This window comes from Brevundimonas intermedia, assembly GCF_004614235.1.
GTDB lineage: Bacteria > Pseudomonadota > Alphaproteobacteria > Caulobacterales > Caulobacteraceae > Brevundimonas > Brevundimonas intermedia_A.
In genome coordinates this window covers 1-23,865 of the sequence record NZ_SPVH01000003.1, presented here as the reverse complement: position 1 = coordinate 23,865, position 23,865 = coordinate 1, and the positions used below count along the sequence as shown (strand labels likewise).

Here is a 23,865-nt window from a genome sequence, read left to right as displayed (position 1 = left end):
CGGCGTGGGGCGGCGCCGGCGAATCGGCCGGCGGCTAGTTGAAGAGGGCGCCGGCGAGGCGGCGGCGGGACGCGGACTTGAACCGGGATCTCGGCGCCGATGCGCAACCGGACATGAACGCCAGTTAAATCCGGGTCCTCCGACACGGTTCCGCCTTGATCAAATATACCCGAACGCTGTTGGATCAGGCGAGGGATCGGCTGCCGGAGTGCGTAATGGCGCAAACGCCGGTCGTCGCCTTCTCCTGGCCCCGGTCCCCCATGCCGCCCCCGTTAAAGTCTGACCGCACGAAGCCGCAGCGCATTGCCGATGACGCTCACGGAGGACAGGGCCATCGCCAACGCCGCCAGAGCCGGCGACAGCAGGAGGCCAAAGATCGGGTACAGCAGCCCCGCCGCGACCGGGATGCCCAGGGCGTTGTACCCGAAGGCGAAGACGAGATTCTGGCGGATGTTGCTCATCACCGCCTTCGACAGCTTGCGCGCCCGGACAATGCCCTGGAGATCGCCCCCCAGCAGGGTGACGCCGGCGCTCTCGATGGCCACGTCCGACCCGGCGCCCATGGCGACCCCGACATCGGCGGCGGCCAGGGCCGGGGCGTCATTGACCCCGTCGCCGGCCATGGCCACGATGCGGCCCTCGGCCCGCAGACGCTCGACGACCGCCGCCTTGTCCTGCGGCAGGACCTCGGCCTGGACATCGTCTATGCCGAGCCGGCGCGCCACCGCCTCGGCCGTGGTCCGGTTGTCCCCGGTCATCATCACCAGGCGCAGGCCCGCGGCCTTCAGAGCGCGAATGGCCTCGGCGGTCGTCGCTTTGACCGGGTCGGCGATGCCGAGGACTCCGGCCGCCACCCCGTCAACGGCCACGAAGATCGCGGTGGCGCCGTTCTGGCGTAGCGCCTCGGCCTCGGCCTCGAGCGCCGCGACCTCGACGCCGATCTCCTTGAGGTAGCGGCCGTTGCCGAGCGCCACGCGGCGGCCATCGACCACCCCGGTGACGCCGCGCCCGACCGGGCTGTCGAACTCCGACGCCTCCGACAGCACGAGCTTGCGATCCGCCGCGGCGCGGACGACGGCGTCGGCCAGCGGGTGCTCGCTGCCCCGCTCCAGACTGGCGGAGAGTCTCAAAAGCTCGGCCTCGTCGAACCCGGCGGCGGGCCGGATGGCCGTCACCGACGGTCGCCCCTCCGTCAGGGTACCGGTCTTGTCGAGCACCAAGGTGTCGACCTTTTCGAAACGCTCCAGCGCCTCGGCGTTCTTGATCAGCACGCCGGCGTGGGCGCCGCGCCCCACCCCGACCATGATGGAGATCGGCGTCGCCAGGCCCAGGGCGCAGGGACAGGCGATGATCAGCACCGAGACCGCGGCGACCAGCGCGTAGGACAGGCGCGGTTCGGGACCGACCAGGCCCCAGACGAGGGCGGCGAGAACCGCGATGCCGATCACTGCCGGCACGAACCAGCCGGACACCTTGTCGGCCAGCCGCTGGATCGGCGCGCGGCTGCGCTGGGCCTGGGCCACCATCTGGACGATCTGCGCCAGCAGGGTGTCGGCGCCGACCTTGTCAGCCCGCATCACGAACGAGCCGGTCTTGTTGAGGGAACCGGCGACGACCTTGTCCCCGACGCCCTTGGTCACCGGCATGGATTCACCCGTGACCAGGGACTCGTCGATGGTTACGCGACCGTCCAGAATCTCGCCATCGACCGCCACCTTCTCGCCGGGGCGGACGCGCAGTCGGTCCCCGACGGCGACCATGTCGAGCGTGACGTCCTCGTCGCCGCCGTCGTCACGGAGCCGCCGCGCGGTCTTGGGCGCCAAATCAAGCAGCGCCCGGATGGCGCCGGACGTCTGTTCGCGGGCGCGCAGCTCAAGAATCTGGCCCACCAGAACCAGGACGGTGATGATGGCCGCTGCCTCGAAATAGACCGGCGCGCTGCCGTCCATCCGGCGGACCGCCGCCGGGAACAGAGCCGGCGCCAGCACCGCGACCACGCTGTAGATCCAGGCCGCGCCGACGCCGATGGCGATCAGGGTGAACATGTTGAGGCTGCGGTTGCGGAGGGAAGCCCAGCCCCGCTGGAAGAACGGCCAGCCAGCCCACAGCACCACGGGCGTCGCCAGCGCGAACTGGATCCAGTTGGAGGTTTGGCCCGAAATCCGCATCGCCAGTCCGGTCAGATGGCCGCCCATCTCGAGCGCGAAGACGGGCAGGGTCAGGACCGCGGCAACCCAGAGGCGGCGGGTGAAGTCGATCAGTTCGTGATTGACCGGCGCCTCGGCGGTGACGGTCTCCGGCTCCAGCGCCATGCCGCAGATCGGGCAGGAGCCCGGGCCCTCCTGGCGCACCTCCGGATGCATCGGGCAGGTGTAGATGGCGCCCGGGATGACAGGCGCCGGTTGCCGGGCCTCGCCGAGATAGCGGTCCGGATCGGCGATGAATTTGGTCCGGCAGCCCGCCGAACAGAAGAAATAGTCCTTATCGTCGTGGGCCGCCCGATGCGCTGTGGTCGCCGGATCGACGGTCATGCCGCAGACCGGATCGACCGCCTTCGCGCCGCTGTCCGCCGATTTGGCCGAACAGCAGCTGTGGTCGGGCGGATGCGAAGGGGAGGGCATGGACATGGCGGGCTCCTTGAAACAGCTGGACGCCATATATACCCTAAGGGGGTATCGCGCAAGGCGCTGTCCTGGGGTAGGGTCGAACGGTCAGAGCGAGGAATTGGATGCAGACGGAAACAAAACCCAAGGTGTTGAACCGCCTGAACCGGATCGAGGGCCAGGTGCGCGGCATCGCCCGGATGGTCGAGGAGGACCGCTACTGCGTGGAGGTCCTCACCCAGCTCCAGGCCGTACGGGCGGCCCTGCTGCGCGTCGAGAGCGAGGTGCTCAGAGACCACCTTGACCACTGCGTCATGGGGGCGATGACCGGCGACGATCTCTCCGATCGCAAGGCCAAGGCCACAGAACTGATCGACCTTCTCGGACGCGCCTCGCGCTAGCGCAGGACATTTCCCTAGACATCCCGTCGGATTGGTTCGGCGAGCGTCTTAAAATATCCTCTCGGGTAGTCGGGCCGACCGCCGATCTGGCCTGCCCGGGGCGTGTGGACCCCGGACCGGAAACTTGCCCAAGAGATGATCCCACAGGCTGGTGAACAGGCCGAAAAACCCACGGAAAATCACGGGAGCGTAGCAAAGACGTGGAGCCTGCATCTGCGCCTAGGCCAGGACCTTGAGGCGCCGACCGCCCAGGCTCCCGGGCGACGGCTCCGGGCGCCGGGTCCTCAGACGGCTTGAGGAGCGCCCCTTCAAGGCGTGCATCCAGCTTACATACCTTGACGCCGAGCTGTTCTTTGAAGCCCGCCACGATGCGGTCCGGCTGGGCCTCAGGGCTCGACAGGGCCGTCGGAGAGGGCGGAATGACGAGGCGAGGGCCGGCCGATCAGCGCCAGAAGGCCCGATGACGATCGCCTGACGGCTCAGGGCGGACGGTCGTCCAGAACCACGCGGACCGAGCCCGCGCGAGCCACGGTCAGCTGGATTGCGACATGGGTGGGCGACGTGGTCTTCGTGCGCGCCCGCATAGACGGCCCATCCATCGCCCATGGAGAAAACCGCGCTCGATGAGATCCAGGCCATCGTTCACCACGGCCCGCGCTGAACTGTGGGCTGAGCCGGTGGCACGCGTCATCCCGCCTTCCGATGAAACCTGCAAGCCGACCGCCATGAGCCCGCGAGCGGCGCAGGATCAGATCATGGCCTTTTCTCCAGCGCGGCAGGCCTGACCCCCGGATGCGAGAGGATGAGGGATGGCGGCGACCGATGCGTAGACCAATTAAGCGGTCCGTCCTGTGCCGCCCGCCGTGGGGGCCATCGTTCATGACGTCCGTTTCTCCGACTCACGAAGGCTACCCGGCTGATCTGAGGGCCCTGACCAGCCTGCGGGCCTTCCTGGCCATGGGCGTGGTGCTGTTCCACTACCAGCTTCAGTGGGATCCGGCCCTGGGCTACAGCCCGATCATCGAGCGAAGCCGGCTGGGGGTCGACGCCTTCTTCATGCTGTCGGGCTTCATTCTGGCCCACGTCTACGGCCCCGCTTTCGCCGCAGGAACGTTCAGCTACAGGCGCTTCCTCGTGGCCCGCTTGGCTCGGCTCTATCCCCTCCATCTGGCGATTTTAGGCGGTGTTCTGATCATGGTGCTCGGAGCTTCAATCTCTGGCGTTCCGTTCGATCTCTCGACCTACACGACAGAGGGCTTCTTCAAGACCCTGTTCCTGGTACAGGCGTGGTTTCCAAGCGAAATCGGATACAATTGGAGCGGCCCGTCCTGGTCGCTCTCGGCGGAATGGTTCGCCTATCTGCTGTTCCCGGCCTACGCCCTTCTCTCGATCCGGATGAGACATCGTCCTTGGTTCCTGCTCGGCTTGGGCATCGTCAGCTATGTTGTCATCGACGCGGCCTACGTCTCAACCTTCGGCAAGGTTCTGCCTCGGGCCGAGGACGACATGGGCATCTTGCGCATAGCGCCGGCCTTTCTGATCGGCATGGCGCTCTACGGCTTGGGCCATCGCTGGCGCTGGAGCCGGCCCGTCGCCATCGCCGCCGCCCTGGCTGCTACCCTCGTGTTGCTCGGCGCTATGCAGCTGTCGTTGGACGACCGGATCATCGTCGCCCTCTCAGCCCCCGTTATCCTGACCTGGTCCCTGCTCGCACGCGCGGACTGCGAGGGGCCTCTCGCCGCCCCTGCGCTGGTTTTCGCCGGTGAAGCCTCCTTCGCCCTCTATCTCGTGCACATGCCCGTCCTCGTCGCCTTCAAGGGCGTGGTCGCCGAACTGCGCGGCATCGACAGCGCCTTCCGCATCACGCCAGTCGAACTGGCAGGGTTGTTCGTCGTCACGGCGCTGATCGCGGCGGCCCTGCATCTGCTCGTTGAGAAACCTGGGCGAACCTGGATCCGACGCCGGTTCGAAAGCCGGCGAGCCCGGCCCGCAGCGCCGGCCTGACCCCGGGCCACGAGACGTGGGTACTGCCTCGGCGTCGGTCAATCCCGACCGGTCGGCGCCGCACTGGCGCCGCAGCGACCCGCAGCCCACCAAGAAAACATTTTGAGAATGATAGTGAGTCACTCCCATGCCGCCCCTTACCACGACTGGCGGATCGATCAATGTTCGCATCGTCGCAGCCGTCAACGGAGCTCCCGACCTCCGCCATCACGTATCCACCTGAAGGACGAATCCTAGCCATATCGTGATGCGGCAACCTCGACCGTTGCCATTGGGATCGGGTCGCACTATGGCGGATGAAGGAGCCGTTCAATCTTGTCTCGCCTGTTTCGCACCATTTGCGTCAGCCTGTGCGCCGCCCTCGTGGCGACGTTGAGCCTGCATGGGGTTCAGGAAGGGCGGCACCAGATTGCCCATGCGTCGGATTGGCCGGCAGTCGCGATCGGCCACGGTGATCACGCAGAGATCGCGGACGTCGATCATGGCTCGCTGCACGTCCATATCGCCCCCGACGCGCCGGCCGAGGATCCACTGGATCAAGCCGAAGACGGCGAAGACGAGGGCGAGGCCGGGCGTCCAGCAAGCCATCACCACCATACGAGCGGCGACAGCCACACCGCCATCCCGATCCTCAACCGCGATCTGAGCCCCCTCGTCGCCATGAACGCCGTGCTGATCCAGCCGGCGGGCGATGGCGCACGTCCGGCCCACGACGGCGACGGGCCTGAATACCCTCCCAGACGGACGCGCACGATCATCTGATCCGACGCGGCCAATCGGTCGCGCGTGCACCCCCGTTTCCCGGAGAGAATCCCTTGAAGACCCCATCGTCCGGCATTGCCGGGCCGTGGGCGCGACTGACGGCCGTGTCGGCCCTCGCGCTCATTCTGGCGGCCTCGCTGCCGCCGACCCTTGCTGTCGCACAGGATGCGGCGGCCACGTCCACCGCGCCTGTACTGTCGCTGGACGAGGCGCTGCGTCGAGCCGCCCTGGTCGATCCCTCACTGGCACCGACCCAGGCCCGGCGACAGGCGTCGCGGGCAGCCGTGCGTCAGGCGGACGTTCGTCCCAACCCCACGCTTGGGGTGATGGTCGAGAACTTTCCGACCATCGGCGGAGGCGACCTGTTCCGTCGGACCGAGACCACGCTCACAGTCGAGCAACGGTTCGAGCGGGGCGGTGACAGGTCCGCCCGTGTCTCTCTCGCCGAAGCCGAAGGGCTGCTGGTCGACGCCACCGCGCGCATTCGCCAGTTGGACCGGCTCGAACAGGTGCAGCGCGCCTGGGCGGAAGCTCTGGCGGCTCAGGCCGAGTTGGAGATCGCCCGCGAGCGCCTTGACCTCGCCGAACGGTTCCAGACCGAGGTCGGTCGCCGCGTGGACATGGCGCGCGATCCTCTGTTCGCCGGGGCGCGCGCCGAGGCCGAACTGGCTCAGGCCCAGATCGACTTCGATCAGGCCGGGATTACCGTCCGGGTCGCCAACATTTCGCTGGCCCGGTTCTGGGATGGGTCATCGGACTTCACCCTTGGCGCCGAGACCTTCGCCGACACCCGGTCGGCGCTCGACGTCACGGATGGGGTCGCCCAGGCGGACCTGGACATCTTCGTCGCACAGCGCGACATCGCCGTCGCCCGGGTGGCGGTGGAGACGGCCCGCGCCCGGTCGGACGCCACGGTCAGCGCCGGCGTCCGTCACTTCGGGGACGGCAACGACCTCGGCTTTGTCGTCGGCGCGTCGATTCCCCTTGGTCGCTACGACCAGAACCTCGGGGCCATCGACCGCGCCCGAGCGGAGGGGCTGGCCGCCGAGGGTGATCTCGCCGCCGCCCGCATCGACCGTGAACGTGAGATCGCGCGCCTGCAGGTTCAGGTCATGGCCCGAGCCAGCGAAGCTCGCAGGATCGGGCAGGAAACCCTTCCCCAGGCCGAGCGCGCCGTCGTTCTGGTGCGCGACGGCTTCAACAGGGGCGGCTTCACCTACAACGACGTCATCTCCGCCCAGACCGCCCTGCTGCAGACCCGCGCCCGCCGCGTCGCGGTGCTCAAGCAATTCCATATCGATCGCGCCCGCCTCGACAGACTGACCGGCGCGCACGGCGCCCTGATCCTCGCCCTGGAGACTCAACCATGATCCGCCTGACACCTTCGCGGCGCTGGCTCGTTGCGTCCGCGATCGTCCTCGCCTTCGCCGCCGCCGCTTGCGGAGACAAGCCCGCCGAAAAGGCAGGCGAAAACGGCGAGGCTGCCGCCGCCGACTATGAGCGTGGCCCTCACCGAGGCCGGATGCTCCGCGACGGAGACTTCGCCCTTGAGATCACCATCTTCGAGGAAGGACCAGAGCCCCTGTTCCGGCTCTATCCCTATCTGAAGGACAAGCCGCTCGATCCACGTCAGGTCCAGGCGACCATGGCCCTGACCCGTCTCGGGCCGAAGGTCGATCGGTTCACCTTCATCCCGACCGAGGACTATCTCGCCAGCCCCGGTGTCGTCTCCGAGCCGCACTCCTTCGACGTGGCGGTCGCGGCGACCCAGAACGGCAAGCGATCGACCTGGGCCTACCAGTCCTATGAGGGTCGCACCGTCATCTCAGCCGACGCCGCCCGCGCCGGTGGCGTCACCACGCAGCGCGCCGGTTCCGCAGTCCTGGGCGAGTCTCTGCCGTTGAGCGGTCGGGTCGAGATCACGCCTGAGGGCCAGAGCGATGTCTTCGCCCGCTATCCGGGTCGGGTGATGGCGTTGAACGTCGAACTGGGCCAGCGCGTATCGCGAGGCCAGGTTGTGGCGCGGGTCGAGTCCAGCGAGAGCCTCCAGACCTATTCCGTCACCGCGCCGATCTCCGGCGTCATCATGGCCAAGAACGTCAACGCCGGGGCCATCACCGGCGCGGGCGGCGAGCCGATGCTGGTGATCGGCGACCCAACCCGCCTCCATGCCGAGTTCGCCCTCTATCCGCGCGATGCAGAACGTGTCCGCCGGGGCCAGCGGGTCGAGGTCACCAGTCTGGCAGGTGACCACCGTTTCAATGGCGTCATCGAAACCATCCTGCCCGGCTCTGATCCGATGAGCCAGACCCTGATCGCCCATGTCGAACTGGCCTATCAGGGCGGCGTCTGGCGGCCGGGCCTGGGAGTACAGGGCACCGTTCAGGTCGGTGAGGGTGCAGTGCCTCTCGCCGTCCAGACCAAGGCCATCCAGCCGTTCCGCGATTTCCAGGTCGTCTACGCCAAGGTCGGCAACACCTATGAGGTGCGGATGCTCGAACTGGGCCGAAGGACCGACGAGTGGACCGAGGTGCTTGGCGGGCTCGAACCCCGAACCGAATACGTCGTGGACGGCGCCTTCCTCATTCGCGCGGACATCGAAAAGTCCGGCGCGAGCCATGATCACTAGGGGGCGCGAGAACCATGCTTGCACGCATCATCGCCCTGTCGATCCGCTTCCGATGGGCGGTCATGGGGCTCGTCCTCCTGGCCTGCGCCATCGGCGTCTGGAGCTTCCAGCGCCTGCCGATCGACGCCACTCCGGACATCACCAACGTCCAGATTCAGATCAACACCGAAGCCCCCGGCTATTCGCCGCTGGAGGCCGAACAGCGCATCACCTTCCCCGTCGAGACCGCCGTCGCAGGCGTTCCGGGCCTTCAATACACCCGCTCGGTTTCGCGATACGGGTTGAGCCAGGTGACCGTCATCTTCGACGACGGCACCGACATCTATTTCGCACGCCAACTGGTGAATGAGCGCCTCCAAAGCGCCCTCGGTCAGCTTCCCCCCGGCGTCACCCCTGAACTTGGCCCTATCGCCACCGGCCTCGGGGAGATCTTCATGTATACGGTCGAGGCCGAGCCGGGTGCACGACGTCCCGACGGCCAGCCCTATACGACCGAAGACCTGCGCACGCTTCAGGACTGGGTCATCCGGCCCCAGCTTCGCAACACGCGCGGTGTCACCGAGGTCAACACCGTCGGCGGCTACGAGCGTCAGTATCACGTCACACCCGATCCGCAGCGGCTGGCGGCCTACGGGGTGACCATGGCCGAGGTGGTCGAAGCGCTGGACAACAACAACGCCAACGTCGGCGCGGGCTATGTCGAGCGCTTCGGCGAACAGTATCTGATCCGGGTGCCGGGGCAGGCTTCGACGAGTGAAGACCTGGGCAACATCGTGATCGCCACGCGTGGGGGCATTCCGATCCGCATCCTGGACTTCGCCGACATCGGAATGGGCCAGGAACTTCGCACCGGCGCCGCGACCGAGAACGGCAAGGAGACGGTCCTTGCGACGGTTCTAATGCTGGCTGGCGAGAACAGCCGTATCGTCGCCCAGGCCGCCGCCGCCAGCCTGCATGAAGCCGCCAAGGCCCTGCCGCCCGGTGTCGTCGCCACGCCGGTCTACGACCGCACCGAACTGGTGGAACGCGCCATCCACACCGTCGAAAAGAACCTCGTCGAGGGCGCCCTGCTGGTCATCGTCGTGCTGTTCCTGCTGCTCGGCAACATCCGCGCGGCCCTGATCACGGCGGCGGTCATTCCCGTCACCATGCTGATGACCATCACCGGCATGGTGCGGACCGGAACCTCCGGCAATCTGATGAGCCTCGGCGCGCTCGACTTCGGCCTGATCGTGGACGGCGCCGTCATCATCGTCGAGAACTGCCTCAGGCGCTACGGCGAGGCCCAGCATCGCCTGGGTCGTATCCTGACCCGCGAGGAACGGTTCGATCTGGCGGCGACCGCCTCCAGCGAGGTAATCCGGCCCTCGCTATTCGGGGTCATGATCATCACCCTGGTCTATGTCCCCATCTTCGCCCTGACCGGGGTGGAGGGGAAGACCTTCCACCCGATGGCGATCACCGTCGTCATCGCCCTGACGGCAGCGCTCCTGCTGTCCCTGACCTTCGTACCCGCCGCCGTCGCCATGTTCGTCACCGGCAAGGTCGAGGAGAAGGACAGCTTCCTGATGCGCTGGGCCCGGGTGGGTTATCAGCCGGCGCTCGACTTCGCGCTCAGGACCCGCAGCCTGATGATCGGCATTGCGGTCGTGCTGGTGCTGCTCGCCGGGTTCGGGGCGTCGCGGATGGGCTCGGAGTTCGTGCCCAATCTCGACGAAGGCGACATCGCCATGCACGCCCTGCGCATCCCGGGCACCAGCCTGACCCAGGCCGTGCAGATGCAGACTGCGTTGGAAGCCCGCATCGCCCGCTTCCCCGAGGTGGAGCGGGTCGTGGCCAAGATCGGCACCGCCGAGGTCGCCACCGATCCGGTGCCGCCCTCGGTCGCCGACACCTTCATCATGCTGAAGGACAGGAAGGATTGGCCGAACCCTCGCAAGTCTCGCGGCGACCTCGTCGCCGAGATGGAAGAGGCCGTGAATGAGATTCCCGGCAGCAAATACGAGTTCACCCAGCCGATCCAGATGCGGTTCAACGAACTGCTGAGCGGGGTGCGGGCCGACGTCGCCATCAAGGTCTATGGCGACGATCTCGACGAACTGCTGCGCCTCGGCGCCGAGATCGAAGCCATCGTGGCCTCGGTGGACGGGGCCGCCGATCCCCAGACCGAACAGATCACCGGCCTGCCGGTGCTCCAGATCACACCCAACCGACCCGCCATGGCGCGCCTTGGCCTGAGCATCGAAGACGTCCAGTCGGTTATCTCCACCTCGATGGGCGGCACGACCGCCGGGCAAATCTTCGAGGGTGACCGTCGTTTCGACGTCGTTGTCCGCCTGCCCGAGCGTCTGCGCGCCGACACCAACGCCATCGGTCGTCTCCAGGTCCCGCTCCCGGCGGGCGAAGGACAGCCGCGTCAGTTCGTGCCCCTGAATGAGGTCGCCACGATCGAACTCACAAAGGGTCCGAACCAGATCAGCCGAGAGAACGGCAAACGCCGCATCGTGACCACGGCCAATGTCCGCGACCGCGACCTGGGTTCGTTCATCCGCGAGGTTCAGGACCGGGTCGATGCTGAGGTCGCCATACCGGCCGGCTATTGGGTCACCTATGGCGGAACGTTCGAGCAGTTGATCTCGGCCGCCAAACGATTGCAACTCGTGGTTCCCGCGGTGTTGCTGCTGATCTTCGGCCTGCTGTTCGCCTTGTTCCGCTCGGTCAAGGACTCGGCCATCGTTTTCTCCGGCGTGCCTCTGGCCCTGACCGGAGGGGTGGCCGCCCTGATGCTGCGTGGGCTGCCTCTGTCGATCTCGGCGGGGGTCGGATTCATCGCCCTGTCCGGGGTCGCCGTGCTCAACGGTGTCGTCATGGTCACCTTCATCCGCAGCCTGATCGCCGAAGGGAAGCCTCTTGGCGAGGCAATCCGGGAGGGGGCGCTGACCCGTCTTCGCCCGGTGCTGATGACGGCGCTCGTCGCCAGCCTCGGCTTCGTGCCCATGGCCTTGAACGTCGGAGCCGGCGCCGAGGTCCAGCGCCCGCTGGCCACGGTCGTCATCGGCGGGATCATCTCCTCGACCCTGCTGACCCTGCTCGTGCTCCCCGCCCTCTACAGCCTCGTCCACGGCCGCCCGTCTTCGCCGAACGGCGTCAGACGGTCGTGGCGTGAGCGGCTTCCCTTCGCATACTCCCGGAGGACTTCATGAACCCGCGTCTCCAGCGCGCGACCGCCTGGTTGCGAACGCCCATCGGCCTGCTGAGCGCAGGCCTGTTGGTGCTCTTCCTCAACGGCCTGTTCACCGCCACCCTGGCGCACGGGGTGGCGGCAGGGGACAAGGGCTACATCCAGGAGACGTCCGGCATCGTCTTCTGGCCCTTCGTCTATCTGGGGGCCAAGCACATGGTCACCGGTTACGACCATCTGCTGTTCCTGTTCGGGGTGATCTTCTACCTCTACCGCCTCAAGGATATCAGCCTCTACGTCACCATGTTCGCCGTCGGGCATTCGACGACCCTGCTGCTGGGCGTGATGCTGAACGTCAACGTCTCCAGTTATCTGATCGACGCCATCATCGGCCTGTCCGTCGTCTACAAGGCGCTCGACAACATGGGGGCCTACCGACGCTGGTTCGGTGTCCAGCCGGACGCCAGGGCCGCGACCCTGGCGTTCGGTCTGTTCCACGGCCTGGGTCTGGCGACCAAACTGCAGGACTTCCAGCTGTCTTCAGACGGCCTCTTGGTCAACCTGATCGCCTTCAACATCGGCGTGGAGATCGGCCAGCTTCTGGCGCTCGGAGCCATCCTGATCGCCATGGGATTCTGGCGCCGGACCGCCAGCTTCGGGCGCCACGCCTATCTGGCCAACGTCATCCTCATGATCCTCGGTTTCATCCTGACGGGCTATCAGCTCGTCGGCTTCTTCGTCGCCTGACGGGAGACCTTCCATGCAAAATCTCAATCAACCCGATCCCGCCGAACTGCCGTCGACGGCCAAGCTGCTCAAGTCTACCGGCGTCGCCGTCGTCATCGCCTCGGCCCTGCTGGTCACCGTGGTCCTTCCAGCCGAGTACGGCGTCGATCCTACCCGCATCGGCTCGGTCTTCGGGCTGACCGAGATGGGCCGGATCAAGCGCCAACTCGCCGTTGAAGCTGCGGCTGAAGCGGCCTCAACGGCGGCGGTCATTACATCCACGAGGACCGCGCCTGCCTTGCCGGCAGCCGCACCAGTGGGCTCACCAGACACCGCAACTCAGGAGCCGGCCAGGTCTGGCAAGACCGAAGCCGTCCCGCCAGCGGTCACGACCCAGACGGCAGCCGCAGCTACGACAACCAATGGCGCATCGGCGGGTCGCAGCCATCGCACGTCCCTGACCCTTGAGCCTGACGAGGGGGCCGAGATCAAAATGGCCATGGGGGACGGCGCGAAGGCGAACTTCACCTGGTCCACCAGTGGCCCGGCGGTGAACTATGACACCCATGGTGACGGCCAAGGGATCACCTATCACGGCTATAGCAAGGGAACCTCCGCCCGCGAGACGGGGGTGCTAACGGCCGCTTTCGCGGGTCATCACGGCTGGTTCTGGCGTAACCGCAGCGGCGAGCGTGTCACCATCACGCTTCAAACCTCGGGCGACTACGAGAGCGTCGATTTCGTCGACTGAGGCTTACGGTCGGATGTCTCCCGCCTTGGGCTCACTCCTTCGTCGTCGGCCATCGCGGGTGGCGCTCGTCGATGACGAAGGGATGGCTGTGCAACGCCTCTCCGGATTGACCGTCCAGATGCGGATCGTCTTCGGCCGGTGCGTCATGCCGATGCGGCAGGTCCGTCGGGTCGTTCGCAGGCCAGACTACAAATCCTAGGACCGTTCCGAACGCGCACAGGGCGGCCAGCACCAGAAAGGCCGCGCTGGGGTCCGCAGCCGCGCTGACCAGACCGGCGACCGGATAGGCGATCAGCCAGGCGGCGTGGGACAGGGCGAACTGCGCCGCGAACAGGGCCGGACGATCCTGTGCGTTGGAAGACCGACGCAAGGCGCGACCCGCCGGTGTGAGGGTCAGCGAATAGCCGACGCCCATGACGGCCCAGAGGATGAGCAGGGCGACATAGGTGGTCGCCAGCACCGATCCCCCAAGCAGCACCAGGGTCATGATCGCGGCGCCCCACAACATGGCGGTCCGGTCTGCGACCCGGTCCAGCAGGCGAGGCAGGGCGATCGCCGCCGCCATCGACCCCGCCCCGAAAGCCGCTAGCGCCCAGGCGGCGGCTTGGCCGGACATGGCGAAGCGGGACTGCACCAGGACGACCGTGTTGACGAACACCATGGCCCCGCCGGCGGCCGCGGCGATGCTGATGGCGATCAGACCGCGCAGACGTGGCGTCAAAGCGAACAGGCGAACCCCGCCCGTGAGCCGCTGGATGAAGGGTTTCTGAGCCGTCTGCGTCAGTACCGGCAGTGCAGCCGTGACGACGAAAAGGGCCGAGATAACGAAGCCGAGGGACGTCCCGGCGAACAGATTGTTGTAGCTCATGAAGGCGAGGAGCACGGCCGCCAGCACGGGACTGGCCACGCTCTCGAGATCGGCCGCGAGGCGCGAGAGCGACAGGGCCTTGGTGTATTCCGCCTCGTCAGGCAGCAGGTCGGGGATCATCGCCTGGAACGCCGGGGTGAAGGCCGCCGAGGCGACGTACAGCACCGTCATCAGGGCATAGACCTCCCAGGCCTCGCCAACGAACGGCAAGGCGCCGGCGACACAGGCCCGGACGACATCCAGCGAGACCAGCAGGGCCTTGCGGGGAAGCCTGGCCGCCAGGGCGTTCGCGAAGGGCGCGACGCCGATATAGGCGATCATCTTGATGGCCAGGGCCATCCCCAAGACTTCGCCGGCATTGGCCCCGGCCAGATCATGCGCCAGCAGACCCAGCGCCACCGTCGCCATGCCCGTGCCGAGCAGGGCCGCGACCTGAGCCGTAAACAGGTGCCGATAACCGGCATGTCGGAGCGGGGAAAACATCGAAGATCATCCTGCGGGTCGAGCCAGGGGGCTAGCCTTATCCCCTCCGGGGGGATAGCATCTTGCTATGGCCCACGTCGTCCATAAATCCCATCCCGAGATCGTCAATCGGCTCAAACGCGCCGAGGGACATCTGCGGAAAACCATCGCCATGATCGAGGGCGGCCGCACCTGCCTCGACCTCGCCCAGCAGCTTCACGCAATCGAGAAGGCCGTGGCGGCGGCCAAGAAGGCCCTGATCCACGATCACATCGACCATTGCCTCGCCCATGCGGCGGAGGGCGATCCGGCTGAGGCGCGGCAGGCCATGGCCGAGTTCAAAGACATCACCAAATACCTGTGAGACGCCGATGACTCCGTTTGCGGACCTGCTCGCGCAGGGCTCGGCCCATGCCTGGCTGTTCATTCCCTCGGCCCTCCTTCTCGGGGCGCTTCACGGTCTTGAGCCGGGGCATTCCAAGACCATGATGGCGGCCTTCATCGTCGCCGTGCGCGGGACGGTCTGGCAGGCGGTATTGCTCGGGCTTTCGGCGACCTTGTCGCACACGGCCATCGTCTGGGCGATCGCCCTGACCGGTCTTTACTTCGGTCAGTTCTTCGACATCGAAGCCTCGGAGGGCTGGTTCCAACTGGCCTCGGCCGTGATCATCCTCGGTGTCGCCGCATGGATGCTGTTGGCCACATGGCGCGAGCAGAACGCCGTCCATAACGAGCATGATCATGACCACACCCACGACGAGACGCGCTGGATCGACACGGGCCATGGCGTCGTCAGCCTGAGTATCTTCGAGGACGGTATTCCGCCGCGCTTCCGGTTTGCCCCCGATCACGGTCCTGTCCCGAGGGCCGGCGACATCAAGGTCGCCACCACGCGCGCGGACGGTTCCGTCCAGACATTCCACTTCGAGACACGCGACGGCTATCTCGAATCGGCTGACGTCATTCCCGAACCCCACGCCTTCACGGCGCGGCTGGTTCTGGGCCACGGCAATCACACCCATGACTTCGACGTCGAGTTCGCCGAACACGATCACGAGCATGGTCATGACCACGGCGGCCTGGATGTCTCAAACCCCGGCCACCAGGACGCCCATGAACGCGCCCACGCCAACGACATCAAGAAACGGTTCGCCAACCGCAAGGTGACCACCTGGCAGATCATGCTCTTCGGCCTGACAGGCGGCCTGATCCCGTGCCCGGCCTCGATCACCGTCCTGCTGCTCTGCCTGCAGCTGAAGCAGGTGGCCTTGGGTGCGACCCTCGTCCTGTGCTTTTCGATCGGATTGGCGGCGACCATGGTCACCGTCGGTGTCGCAGCGGCGATCGGGATGCGGCATGCGGAGAAGCGCTGGTCGGGAGGTTTCGCGGCTTTTGCGCGGAAAGCGCCCTATTTTTCAGGCGGGCTGATCGCCATCGTCGGCCTGGTTCTCACCTGGCAGGCCGTCGTGGCCCTGGCCGGGTAGTTCCTTCATGACCGGCACGCCCTGTATCGATATCTGCACCTTCGACGGCCGCTCGGGTCAGTGCGAAGGCTGTGGTCGAACGCGCCCGGAGATAGCGGGCTGGCGCAAGCTTAGTCCCTATCAGAAGAGAACCATCGAACGGGATCTGCCGCGTCGTCTCGCCAGGCTTTCAGCCAACCTCACACCGAAACCGACGGTGTGAAAAGAGACGTGAGGCCGTGGCCATCGCTCCGGTCCACCTTGCGGGTTACGGCGTTTGAGACCCGACGACGTCTCATTCTGACCGGCGCTGGCGAGATAGCGGTCGAGAATGAACTGGTCGAGAGGCACGCCGACCGCCCATCTCGGGAGCTGTTTCGTGCTTCATCCTCGAACGCTATGCTTCCGCTTCTGGGTGCTTTTGCGAGTGATGCCGGTTCTTATCTAGCTGTACTGTAAGCCTTTTTGGAACCTTGAAGCTTTCGCGCGATTAGCGTTCGGGTCGCAACCGATGCCGACCGGAGCGAACCTCGATGCCGGCTTCCGCCAAACTTCTCTCCATCGCGACCGCAAACGCGCCGAATGTCATGACCCAGACGGACGTGGTCCGGGTCGCTCAGGCGCTGTTTAGAGACCGGTTTCCCGGAATCGACCGGATGCTGCCCGTGTTCGACACTGCGGGGATCAGGACGCGGCAATCGGCCATGCCCCTGGATTGGTATCTCACTCCACGGAGTTGGCCGGAACGGACCCAGGCCTATCTCGACATCGCGGTCGGCATGTTCGCCAGAGCCGCGGAAGCGGCTCTCGATCAAGCAGGCCTGAAAGGTTCCGATGTCGACGTGGTCATCACGGTCTCATCGACGGGCATCGCCACGCCCAGCCTTGAGGCCCGCGCCATGGCCCGGATGGGATTTCGCTCCGATGCAGCGCGGGTCCCGGTCTTCGGCCTCGGCTGCGCCGGCGGAGCGACGGGCCTCGCCCTTGCGGGAAGGCTGGCCCAGGCCTCGCCGGGGGCCGTGATCCTCGTGGTCGTGGTCGAGCTCTGCACCCTTTCGTTCCGGATGGAGGATCTGACCAAGGCGGACATTGTTGCGACGGCGCTGTTCGGCGACGGGTCGGCCGCCTGTGTGGTGCGCTGCGGCGAGGCGGGCTTCGCCTCGATCGAGGCGGCGGGCGAACACACCTGGCCCGGAAGTCTGGACGTCATGGGCTGGCGCGTCGGCCCGACCGGTCTGGGCGTGATCTTCGACCGCGCCATTCCTCCGTTCGCCCGCGAAAACCTCCGACCGGCGATGGTCGGGATGCTCGAACGCCAGGGCCTGGAGCTTGAGGATGTTGATCGTTTCATCTGTCACCCGGGCGGAATGAAGGTCATCGACGCCCTGGAGGGATCCCTGTCCCTCGATCAGGGCAGTCTGGATCACGAACGGGAGGTTCTGGCCGACCACGGCAACATGTCCGCGCCGACGGTCCTCTACGTCCTCGACCGGGCGAGACGACAGGGCCTGCCGAACCGGTCGGTCGTGACCGCCCTGGGGCCAGGTTTCACCCTCAGCACCGTGACCCTGAGGGCGGCGGCGTGATGTTGTCCATCGTCGTCCTCGCCCTGGTGACCGCGCAGCGGCTCGGGGAACTGGTTCTGGCCGAGTATAACACTCACCGTCTGCGCGCCCAGGGCGCCGTCGAGACGGGCGCGGACCACTACGTCTTCATCGTCCTCCTGCACGGGGCCTGGCTTCTGGGACTGTGGGCGTTCGCGTGGGACAGGCCGGTCAACCTTGCCCTGCTCGCCGTCTTCGTTCTGCTCCAGGCAGGCCGGGTCTGGGTGATCGCCACTCTCGGTTCCCGCTGGACGACCCGGATCATCACCTTGCCAGGCGCGCCGCTGGTCACTCGGGGGCCTTATCGCTTCGTCTCCCATCCCAACTATGTCGTGGTCGCCCTCGAGATCGCGGTCCTGCCGCTGGCCTTCGGACTGGTCGGCTATGCGATCATATTCAGCCTTCTCAACGCAGCGATGATGTGGGTGCGCATCCGCAGCGAGGCCCGGGCTCTTTCGGCGGCAACCGCCGGAGCGCAGCCGGGATAGGAGACCGCTCGAGGCCTTCCTGTCGTGTCAGCAGGCGCGGATCCTGGCGGTGAGCTTAGCAACTCTGGTGCGAAGCCCCGTCCACCAGCCAAGCGGCTTTTTGGTTTTAGGCGGTCCAGCAAGTTCGCGGCGCCTGGCTCAGGGCAGTGTGAACACCGTCTGGATCCAGCCGCTCGTCTGGGCATGTTCGAGCAGCTCGAAGATCGGGATCGCAAACAGGAAGATCAGGCCATTCCTGAGGGTGACCAGAAAAAAGATGGGGCGGACTTCGAGGGTCTCGGCGTCCCGCCACTTCGAGACGTCTGGCCAGAAACGAGGCGTGGCCGGCGAGCATGAGGAGCCATTTCAGGAGCCAACCTGACGCCCGCGGCGTACCTCGCCAACAGTGAACCGGAGAAAAAGGAAGGGCGGAGGCGGCCGCCCCGAGCGGGGGTGGAACAGTCCAGGAGCCCGTGATGCGACCCTTGCCCTCATCGACGCCCCAGCCTTCCGATCGTCTCTCGGCGTCGCTTTTTGATCTACCGGGAGCCCTTCAGCCGGAGTTGGACGACGCGTCCCTACTCTCCCTGCTGATGACACGCACCTTGCCACAGCGTGACATTCCCCGGGCCGTTGAGACTTTGCTGAAGGTCTTCGGCTCGGTGGCAGCCGTCGTCGCTGCCGACCCGCCGGAACTCGCCCGGGCCGCTTCACTGAACGCGACCACGATCACCGACCTCAAACTACTGCAGCAGTTGAGCGTCCGTCTGGCCCGGTCGGAAGCTTGCCGACGTCCCGTCGTATCGTCCTGGTCATGCCTTATAGCCTATGTGCGCTCAGCGTTGGCCCACGCACCCCGGGAGCAGTTCCGCGCCCTCTACCTGGATCGAAAGAACGTCCTCCTCCGGGACGAATTCCTCGCAGAAGGGACCGTTGACCACGCGCCGGTCTACCCCCGGGAAGTTATCCGGCGCGCGCTCGAAGTCTCGGCCTCCGCGCTCATTCTGGTCCACAACCATCCGTCCGGCGATCCGACGCCTTCGCGCGCTGACATCGAAATGACGCGGCAGATCAACGATGCTGCGCGCGTCTTCGGCCTGCAGGTCCACGACCATCTCGTCATCGGCCGCCAGGGTACGGCGAGCTTCAAACAGCTCGGCCTGATCTGAGGCCGCCATGACCCTGAAAGCCATCGTCACCGCCCTGGGCGGCGACCTTTACGCCGGGGGCTCACGCGCCAGCATCCCCGCACCCGGTCACAGCACGGCGGATCGTTCGGTTTCTCTGATGCTGGCCGATGATCGCGTCATCATCCACGGATTCGGCGGCGCCGACTGGCGCACTGCCCGGGATGATCTTCGCGGTCGAGGCTTCATCGACGACGCCGGTCGGCTCACCGGCGGCGGGCGCGGACGGTCCTCATCGCCGAGACCGGACCGGCGCTTTCGCGTGGAGACCGCGTCGCGTCTGTGGACCGCGACGACGGGGCGAACACCCCACGGTCCGGCCGCTCTCTATCTACAGCGGCGCGCCGTTCTGGCCGGGGACGCGGTCTCCAATCTTCGGCTGCACCCGGCCGCGCCACTCTCGGTGTATCGGAGCGGCGGGCGCTCGCGTCCGGCTCTGATCGCCCGGATCAGCGACGCCGACGATCGTCTGACGGCGGTCGAACTGACATATCTCGAGACCAACGGGCTGCTCGCTGCCGGTCTGCGCCTGGCTCGCAAGACCGTGGGTCAGGTGCCCCCCGGCGCGGCCGTTCGCCTCTCGCCTGCGGCCGAAAACATGCTGGTGGGCGAAGGGGTCGTCACGACCTTGTCGGCAATGGACCGCTTCGGTCTTCCCGGCTGGGCCCTCATGGCCGCCAACAACCTCGCCGTCTGGAGCCCGCCCGCCTGCGTGCGCAGGGTCCTGATCGCCGCCGATCGAGGCGAGGCCGGTGAGGCGGCGGCGACCCGGCTCCGCCGCCGCCTGGTCCGCGATGGACTTGATGTCGAGGCGTCATGGCCCGACCCGCCGTTCGGCGACTGGAACGAGGTCGCGGTCGCGGCAACGTCGCAAAAGGGGGAGCGAGGGCGCTGAGGGGCGCCGGAGCGGCAGGGATGGGCCCCGACGCCCGGCAGGAGAGACCTCATGAGCGACCTCGTTCCCGTCATCACCCCAACAACCTCTATTCCTGAAACCCCGACCCCGGCCGTCATCTTCACGCCCGTGGAACGCATCGTCCGCCTCGGGGATCTCGGCATCGCGCGAGAGAACCTGCGCTATGGCGAACCGCCCGACGACGATATTCCGACCCTGGCCGCTACCCTGAAGGCGGCCGGTCAGTTGCAGCCCGTGACCGTCAGGCCCGGTCGCGGCAAAAAGGAGCAGCCGTTCATGGCCCTCGACGGTCGTCGTCGTCGTCTGGCGCTGGCTATCCTGCTGGAGGCCGGCGACATCGACGAGGACTATCCGGTCCGGACCTATGTCGAGACCGATCCGGCGCGCCAGGCGGCGGCGGTCCTGCTGACCAATACCGCCGTCCCGGTCCACGTGGCCGACGTCATCGCGGCCATCGGCCGGATGCTGAAGTCGAAACTGACGATCACCGCCATGGCGCGGGCGCTCGGTTATGACGAGATCGAGATCAAACGGCTGGCCGCCTTGTCCGGGGTCGCGCCGGCCGCTCTGGTGGCGCTGAAGGCGGGCCGCATCACCCTTCGCCAGACCCGGTTGCTGGCACGGCTGCCGGATCGCCAGGAGCAGGAGGCTCTCGCCCAGATGACCTTGGACGGCCATGGGTTTCAGGAATGGCGGGTCAGCGAACGTCTCGACGACAGCCGGGTCACCACGCGCGATCGCCGCTGCGCCCTGGTCGATCCTCGGGCCTATGCCGACGCCGGGGGGCGGACGGAGAGCGATCTGTTCGGCGAGCTTCCGCCGGTCCTGCTCGACCCGGACATTCTGACCGACGTCTGGACCCGTCGCGCACGCGGGATCGCGGCCGTGTTCGAGGCCGAAGGGATCTCGGTTCACGTGACCGCCGGCCCGGAGCCAGAGCTTACCGATGATCTGGAGGCGCTCGGTTATGTGTATGGCGGTTCACTCCCCGCCGAAGAGATGGCGCGCTATCGGGCGCAGCGGGAGGTGTTCAACGATCGGACAGAGAAAGCGCGCATCGCCCTGGCGGACGTCGAGCACCCCGACGTCGCCGATCTGGCGATCGTCGATATGATCCACGCCAGGATCGCATCAGACCAGACTGGATGCGGGGGCCGGGTCGTAACGACGATGGTCCTGTGGCCGGCCGCGGAGGCAGGCGTCGATGTCCGCTGCTACACGCCGGAGGAACCCGAGATCGACGATGAGGATGAGGACGCCGCGCCGGAGGCCGCGCGTCGGACCTCGGCGCCACCGGCCTATGTCCCGCCGGAAGTCGAGGCTCCGGAGCCGGAGACCGAAGGCGTGAACCACGCCCTTCACACCGTGCGGACCGATGTAGCGACGCGCGGCCTGATCCGCGCCTTGGCCGACGATCCCGGGGCGGGGCTGACGGCCTTGATCGCCCGGCTGTTCACCGTCCTCGTCCGGCGCGCCCACATCGGGCGCGTGGACTCAGCCCTGGCCATCACGGCCTGTGGGTTCAATCCCGCCAATGGCCGGGTCATTGAGACCCTGGACGGGGACGTGCGTCGCCGGCTCGAAGATCGCCGCACGGCCTGGGAAGCGTCCGGCAAGACGGTGATCGGCTGGGTGCATGGGCTGGCCCACGGCGAGAAGATGGGATTGCTGGCGGAGTTGACCGCCATCAGCCTCGACGTCCGGGAGGAGAAGACCTTCTCCATCCGCCGCAGCGCCCGGGCCGAGGCGGCGGAGCTGGCCGCTCTCTGCCAGGCGGACATCACTCTACACTGGACACCCGACGCCCCCTTCCTGCAGCCCCACTCCAAGGGCCTGCTGACCGGCATGCTCGAGACCATGGGCGCAGAGGACGAGCGGGCGAAGACGCTCCGCAAGACCGAGCTGGTCGACTGGGTGGCCGAACAGGCCGCGCAACGGACCTGGGCTCCGGCCGCCCTGTCCTGGGCCGCCCCGATCGACGCCGATCAGGACGCCCCGGACGTCGAGGACCAGGCCGCCGGCGATGGCGTCGATGAGGACGACGAGGGGGCCGGCGCCTTCGTCGTCACTCCGGCGGGCAAGGCGGCCCTGGACGTCGCCGCCGCCTGATTATCCGCACACGGAAACACCGCCCCGGCGACCTGCCGGGACGGTGTTTCTCTGTCGTCGTGCGCGTCGACGCGACTGTCGGGGAGACGAAGGGAGGGCGGGGCGAAGCGAGCCTGGAGGACCGAGAGGGAGGAGCCCTCCGCTCCAGGCGATCGGAGCCTTCCATGTCAACGATCCGCAACCTGTCGCTGTTCGCCGACCTCGCCGTCGGGAATCTCCCCGCCAACATCCTGGCCGCTGCCCGTGCATTGGCCATCCATCTTGCCCGCTCGCGCCCGCTGGATCGACGTCTCGTGGCCGAGGTGATGACCACCGCGTTCGGAGCGTCCGACGCCGAGGGCGGCTGGACCTGGCGCGACGCCTATGACGCTATCGAGGCCGCGACGGTGCTTCAGATCCGCCGCCTCGCGCCGCAGATCGCCCGGCTCGAGGACGCCCCGGCCGAGATCGCCGCTCTGCTCGCCGCGGTCTCAGCGCTTGGCCTGACCCACAGCCGGCGCAGTGAGGAACAGGTCGCGCTGGACCAGTTCTCCACCCCGCCCCAACTCGCCGCCCTCGCGGTGCTGGCGTCGCAGGTTCGGCCGGGCGACCTCGTGCTGGAGCCCTCGGCCGGGACCGGATTGCTGGCCGTAGTGGCCGAAGCGTGCGGGGCGAGCCTGACGTTAAACGAGCTTGCGCCCACGCGCGCCGCGCTCCTCGACGGACTGTTCGCCAAGGCGACGCGCCGGCGGCACGATGGCCGCCATCTACCCGACCTCCTCGGGGACGCCGGGGCGTTCGACGTCGTGGTCTGCAACCCGCCGTTCTCGGATCTTCAGGCCCATCTTATCGCGTCGGTCAAGGTTCTGGCGGACGGCGGCCGGATGGCGGCGATCGTGCCCCTCACCGCCCTTGCCGACACCGATCTGAGGCGGGTGCTCGAAGGCCACGGCGTCATGGTGGCCGCCGTGGCGTTTCCCGCGCGCGCTTTCGCCAAACACGGCACCTCGGTCGAGACCGGCCTGCTGGTCATGGATCGCGGCGGGGCAGCCGTCTGGGACGGCCTTCTCCATCAGCCTGAAGATCTGGAGGCGACCGCCCGGATTCTCGCGAGCCTTCCGGATCGCGGCACCGCCCGTCCGCGCGTGCGGTTGACGCTGGACGCCGCCGCCTTCCTGGCGCCGCGCGACCGCGGGCTCGCCCTTCCCGCAGGCCGACTTGCCTTCCTGGCCGGAGCAGCACCGCTGGCCTATGAGGCGCGGCCCTGGGCCGGAGAGGGCCGGGACGTCGGCCTCTATCAGACGCATGCCCTGGCGCGGATCGTCCTGCCTGATCCCCGGCCTCACCCTTCGCCTCTGGTCGAGTCCGGCCCGATGGCGTCCGTCGCGCCGCCCGCGCCGACCTATCGGCCGGTGTTGCCGCCGGCCGCGCGCGGCGAAGCCCGGATCTCCGACGCCCAGACGGAGTCGGTGATCTACGCCGGCGAGGCCCATGCGGCCTTCCTGCCCGGCCGGTTCCGCCTCGTCGAGGCACCGCATGAGGTGGCGCTTGTGCGCGATGATCAAAGCGACGCGTTCGCCTTCCGTCGGGGTTTCTTCCTCGGCGACGGCACAGGCTGCGGCAAGGGGCGTCAGATCGCCGCCATCGTCGCCGACAACATGAGCCAGGGGCGCGTGCGCGCGGTCTGGCTATCCCGCAATGACGCCCTGCTGGAGGACGCCCGGCGCGACTGGGGCGCCATCGGCGGCGGCGC

At 67.2% G+C, this 23,865-nt stretch carries 19 protein-coding genes; 17 read left to right on the top strand and 2 right to left on the bottom strand.

Annotation, left to right across the window (positions count from 1 at the left end; translation table 11 throughout):
* Positions 1 to 272 precede the first annotated feature (272 nt).
* A complete protein-coding gene (locus EGY25_RS05835) occupies positions 273 to 2,621 on the bottom strand; it encodes a heavy metal translocating P-type ATPase (protein WP_135194146.1) in 2,349 nt (782 codons plus the stop codon).
* 107 nt (positions 2,622 to 2,728) lie between these two features.
* Here EGY25_RS05835 and EGY25_RS05830 point away from each other — a divergent pair, with 107 nt between their 5' ends.
* The 8 genes from EGY25_RS05830 to EGY25_RS05795 all read left to right on the top strand — a co-directional run bounded on the left by EGY25_RS05830 (position 2,729) and on the right by EGY25_RS05795 (position 13,057).
* Positions 2,729 to 3,004 carry a metal-sensitive transcriptional regulator gene (locus EGY25_RS05830; protein WP_088582502.1) on the top strand — a complete coding sequence of 92 codons (276 nt, stop codon included), beginning with the start codon at positions 2,729 to 2,731 and terminating at the stop codon, positions 3,002 to 3,004.
* A gap of 879 nt (positions 3,005 to 3,883) precedes the next feature.
* On the top strand, positions 3,884 to 5,008 hold the full coding sequence (locus EGY25_RS05825; protein ID WP_088582501.1) for an acyltransferase family protein: 1,125 nt from the start codon (positions 3,884 to 3,886) through the stop codon (positions 5,006 to 5,008).
* Between the two features lie 315 nt (positions 5,009 to 5,323).
* Positions 5,324 to 5,770: a hypothetical protein gene (locus tag EGY25_RS05820; RefSeq protein WP_088582500.1), complete on the top strand. Its 447-nt coding sequence runs from the start codon at positions 5,324 to 5,326 to the stop codon at positions 5,768 to 5,770.
* Between the two features lie 53 nt (positions 5,771 to 5,823).
* Positions 5,824 to 7,140 (top strand): TolC family protein, encoded by a 1,317-nt coding sequence (locus EGY25_RS05815; protein ID WP_052004992.1) that lies wholly within the window; start codon positions 5,824 to 5,826, stop codon positions 7,138 to 7,140.
* A complete protein-coding gene (locus EGY25_RS05810; RefSeq protein WP_035308110.1) occupies positions 7,137 to 8,399 on the top strand; it encodes an efflux RND transporter periplasmic adaptor subunit in 1,263 nt (420 codons plus the stop codon). The genes EGY25_RS05815 and EGY25_RS05810 overlap by 4 nt, the downstream gene beginning before the upstream one ends.
* A gap of 14 nt (positions 8,400 to 8,413) precedes the next feature.
* Entirely contained in the window at positions 8,414 to 11,602 is a 3,189-nt protein-coding gene (locus tag EGY25_RS05805) for an efflux RND transporter permease subunit (protein ID WP_135194138.1), read from the top strand.
* Positions 11,599 to 12,327 (top strand): HupE/UreJ family protein, encoded by a 729-nt coding sequence (locus EGY25_RS05800; protein WP_035308114.1) that lies wholly within the window; start codon positions 11,599 to 11,601, stop codon positions 12,325 to 12,327. The genes EGY25_RS05805 and EGY25_RS05800 overlap by 4 nt, the downstream gene beginning before the upstream one ends.
* Before the next feature lie 13 nt (positions 12,328 to 12,340).
* A complete protein-coding gene (locus tag EGY25_RS05795; protein WP_135194137.1) occupies positions 12,341 to 13,057 on the top strand; it encodes a transmembrane anchor protein in 717 nt (238 codons plus the stop codon).
* A gap of 31 nt (positions 13,058 to 13,088) precedes the next feature.
* On the opposite strand, the gene EGY25_RS05790 is transcribed toward EGY25_RS05795, so the two are convergent.
* Complete coding sequence (locus tag EGY25_RS05790) at positions 13,089 to 14,408, bottom strand: MFS transporter (protein ID WP_135194136.1); 1,320 nt, start codon at positions 14,406 to 14,408, stop codon at positions 13,089 to 13,091.
* A 67-nt stretch (positions 14,409 to 14,475) separates the two neighbouring features.
* Here EGY25_RS05790 and EGY25_RS05785 point away from each other — a divergent pair, with 67 nt between their 5' ends.
* The 9 genes from EGY25_RS05785 to EGY25_RS05745 all read left to right on the top strand — a co-directional run.
* Positions 14,476 to 14,751 (top strand): metal-sensing transcriptional repressor, encoded by a 276-nt coding sequence (locus EGY25_RS05785; protein WP_088582496.1) that lies wholly within the window; start codon positions 14,476 to 14,478, stop codon positions 14,749 to 14,751.
* A 7-nt stretch (positions 14,752 to 14,758) separates the two neighbouring features.
* Positions 14,759 to 15,871, top strand: a complete 1,113-nt coding sequence (locus EGY25_RS05780) for a nickel/cobalt efflux transporter (RefSeq protein WP_135194135.1) — start codon at positions 14,759 to 14,761, stop codon at positions 15,869 to 15,871.
* A 7-nt stretch (positions 15,872 to 15,878) separates the two neighbouring features.
* Entirely contained in the window at positions 15,879 to 16,073 is a 195-nt protein-coding gene (locus EGY25_RS05775; RefSeq protein ID WP_135194134.1) for a DUF1289 domain-containing protein, read from the top strand.
* Positions 16,074 to 16,383: 310 nt separating this feature from the next.
* Positions 16,384 to 17,436 (top strand): type III polyketide synthase, encoded by a 1,053-nt coding sequence (locus tag EGY25_RS05770; protein WP_135194133.1) that lies wholly within the window; start codon positions 16,384 to 16,386, stop codon positions 17,434 to 17,436.
* Entirely contained in the window at positions 17,436 to 17,942 is a 507-nt protein-coding gene (locus EGY25_RS05765; RefSeq protein ID WP_245159367.1) for an isoprenylcysteine carboxyl methyltransferase family protein, read from the top strand. Before EGY25_RS05770 ends, EGY25_RS05765 begins: the two co-directional genes overlap by 1 nt.
* Positions 17,943 to 18,397: 455 nt before the next feature.
* Positions 18,398 to 19,090 carry a RadC family protein gene (radC, locus tag EGY25_RS05760; protein ID WP_135194131.1) on the top strand — a complete coding sequence of 231 codons (693 nt, stop codon included), beginning with the start codon at positions 18,398 to 18,400 and terminating at the stop codon, positions 19,088 to 19,090.
* Positions 19,091 to 19,097: 7 nt separating this feature from the next.
* Positions 19,098 to 20,003, top strand: coding sequence for a toprim domain-containing protein (locus tag EGY25_RS05755; RefSeq protein ID WP_135194130.1), 906 nt, complete (start codon positions 19,098 to 19,100; stop codon positions 20,001 to 20,003).
* Between the two features lie 51 nt (positions 20,004 to 20,054).
* Positions 20,055 to 22,133: a ParB/RepB/Spo0J family partition protein gene (locus EGY25_RS05750; protein WP_135194129.1), complete on the top strand. Its 2,079-nt coding sequence runs from the start codon at positions 20,055 to 20,057 to the stop codon at positions 22,131 to 22,133.
* Between the two features lie 164 nt (positions 22,134 to 22,297).
* Positions 22,298 to 23,865, top strand: a 1,568-nt coding sequence (locus tag EGY25_RS05745; RefSeq protein ID WP_209308000.1) for a strawberry notch-like NTP hydrolase domain-containing protein, incomplete at its 3' end; no start/stop codon positions are given.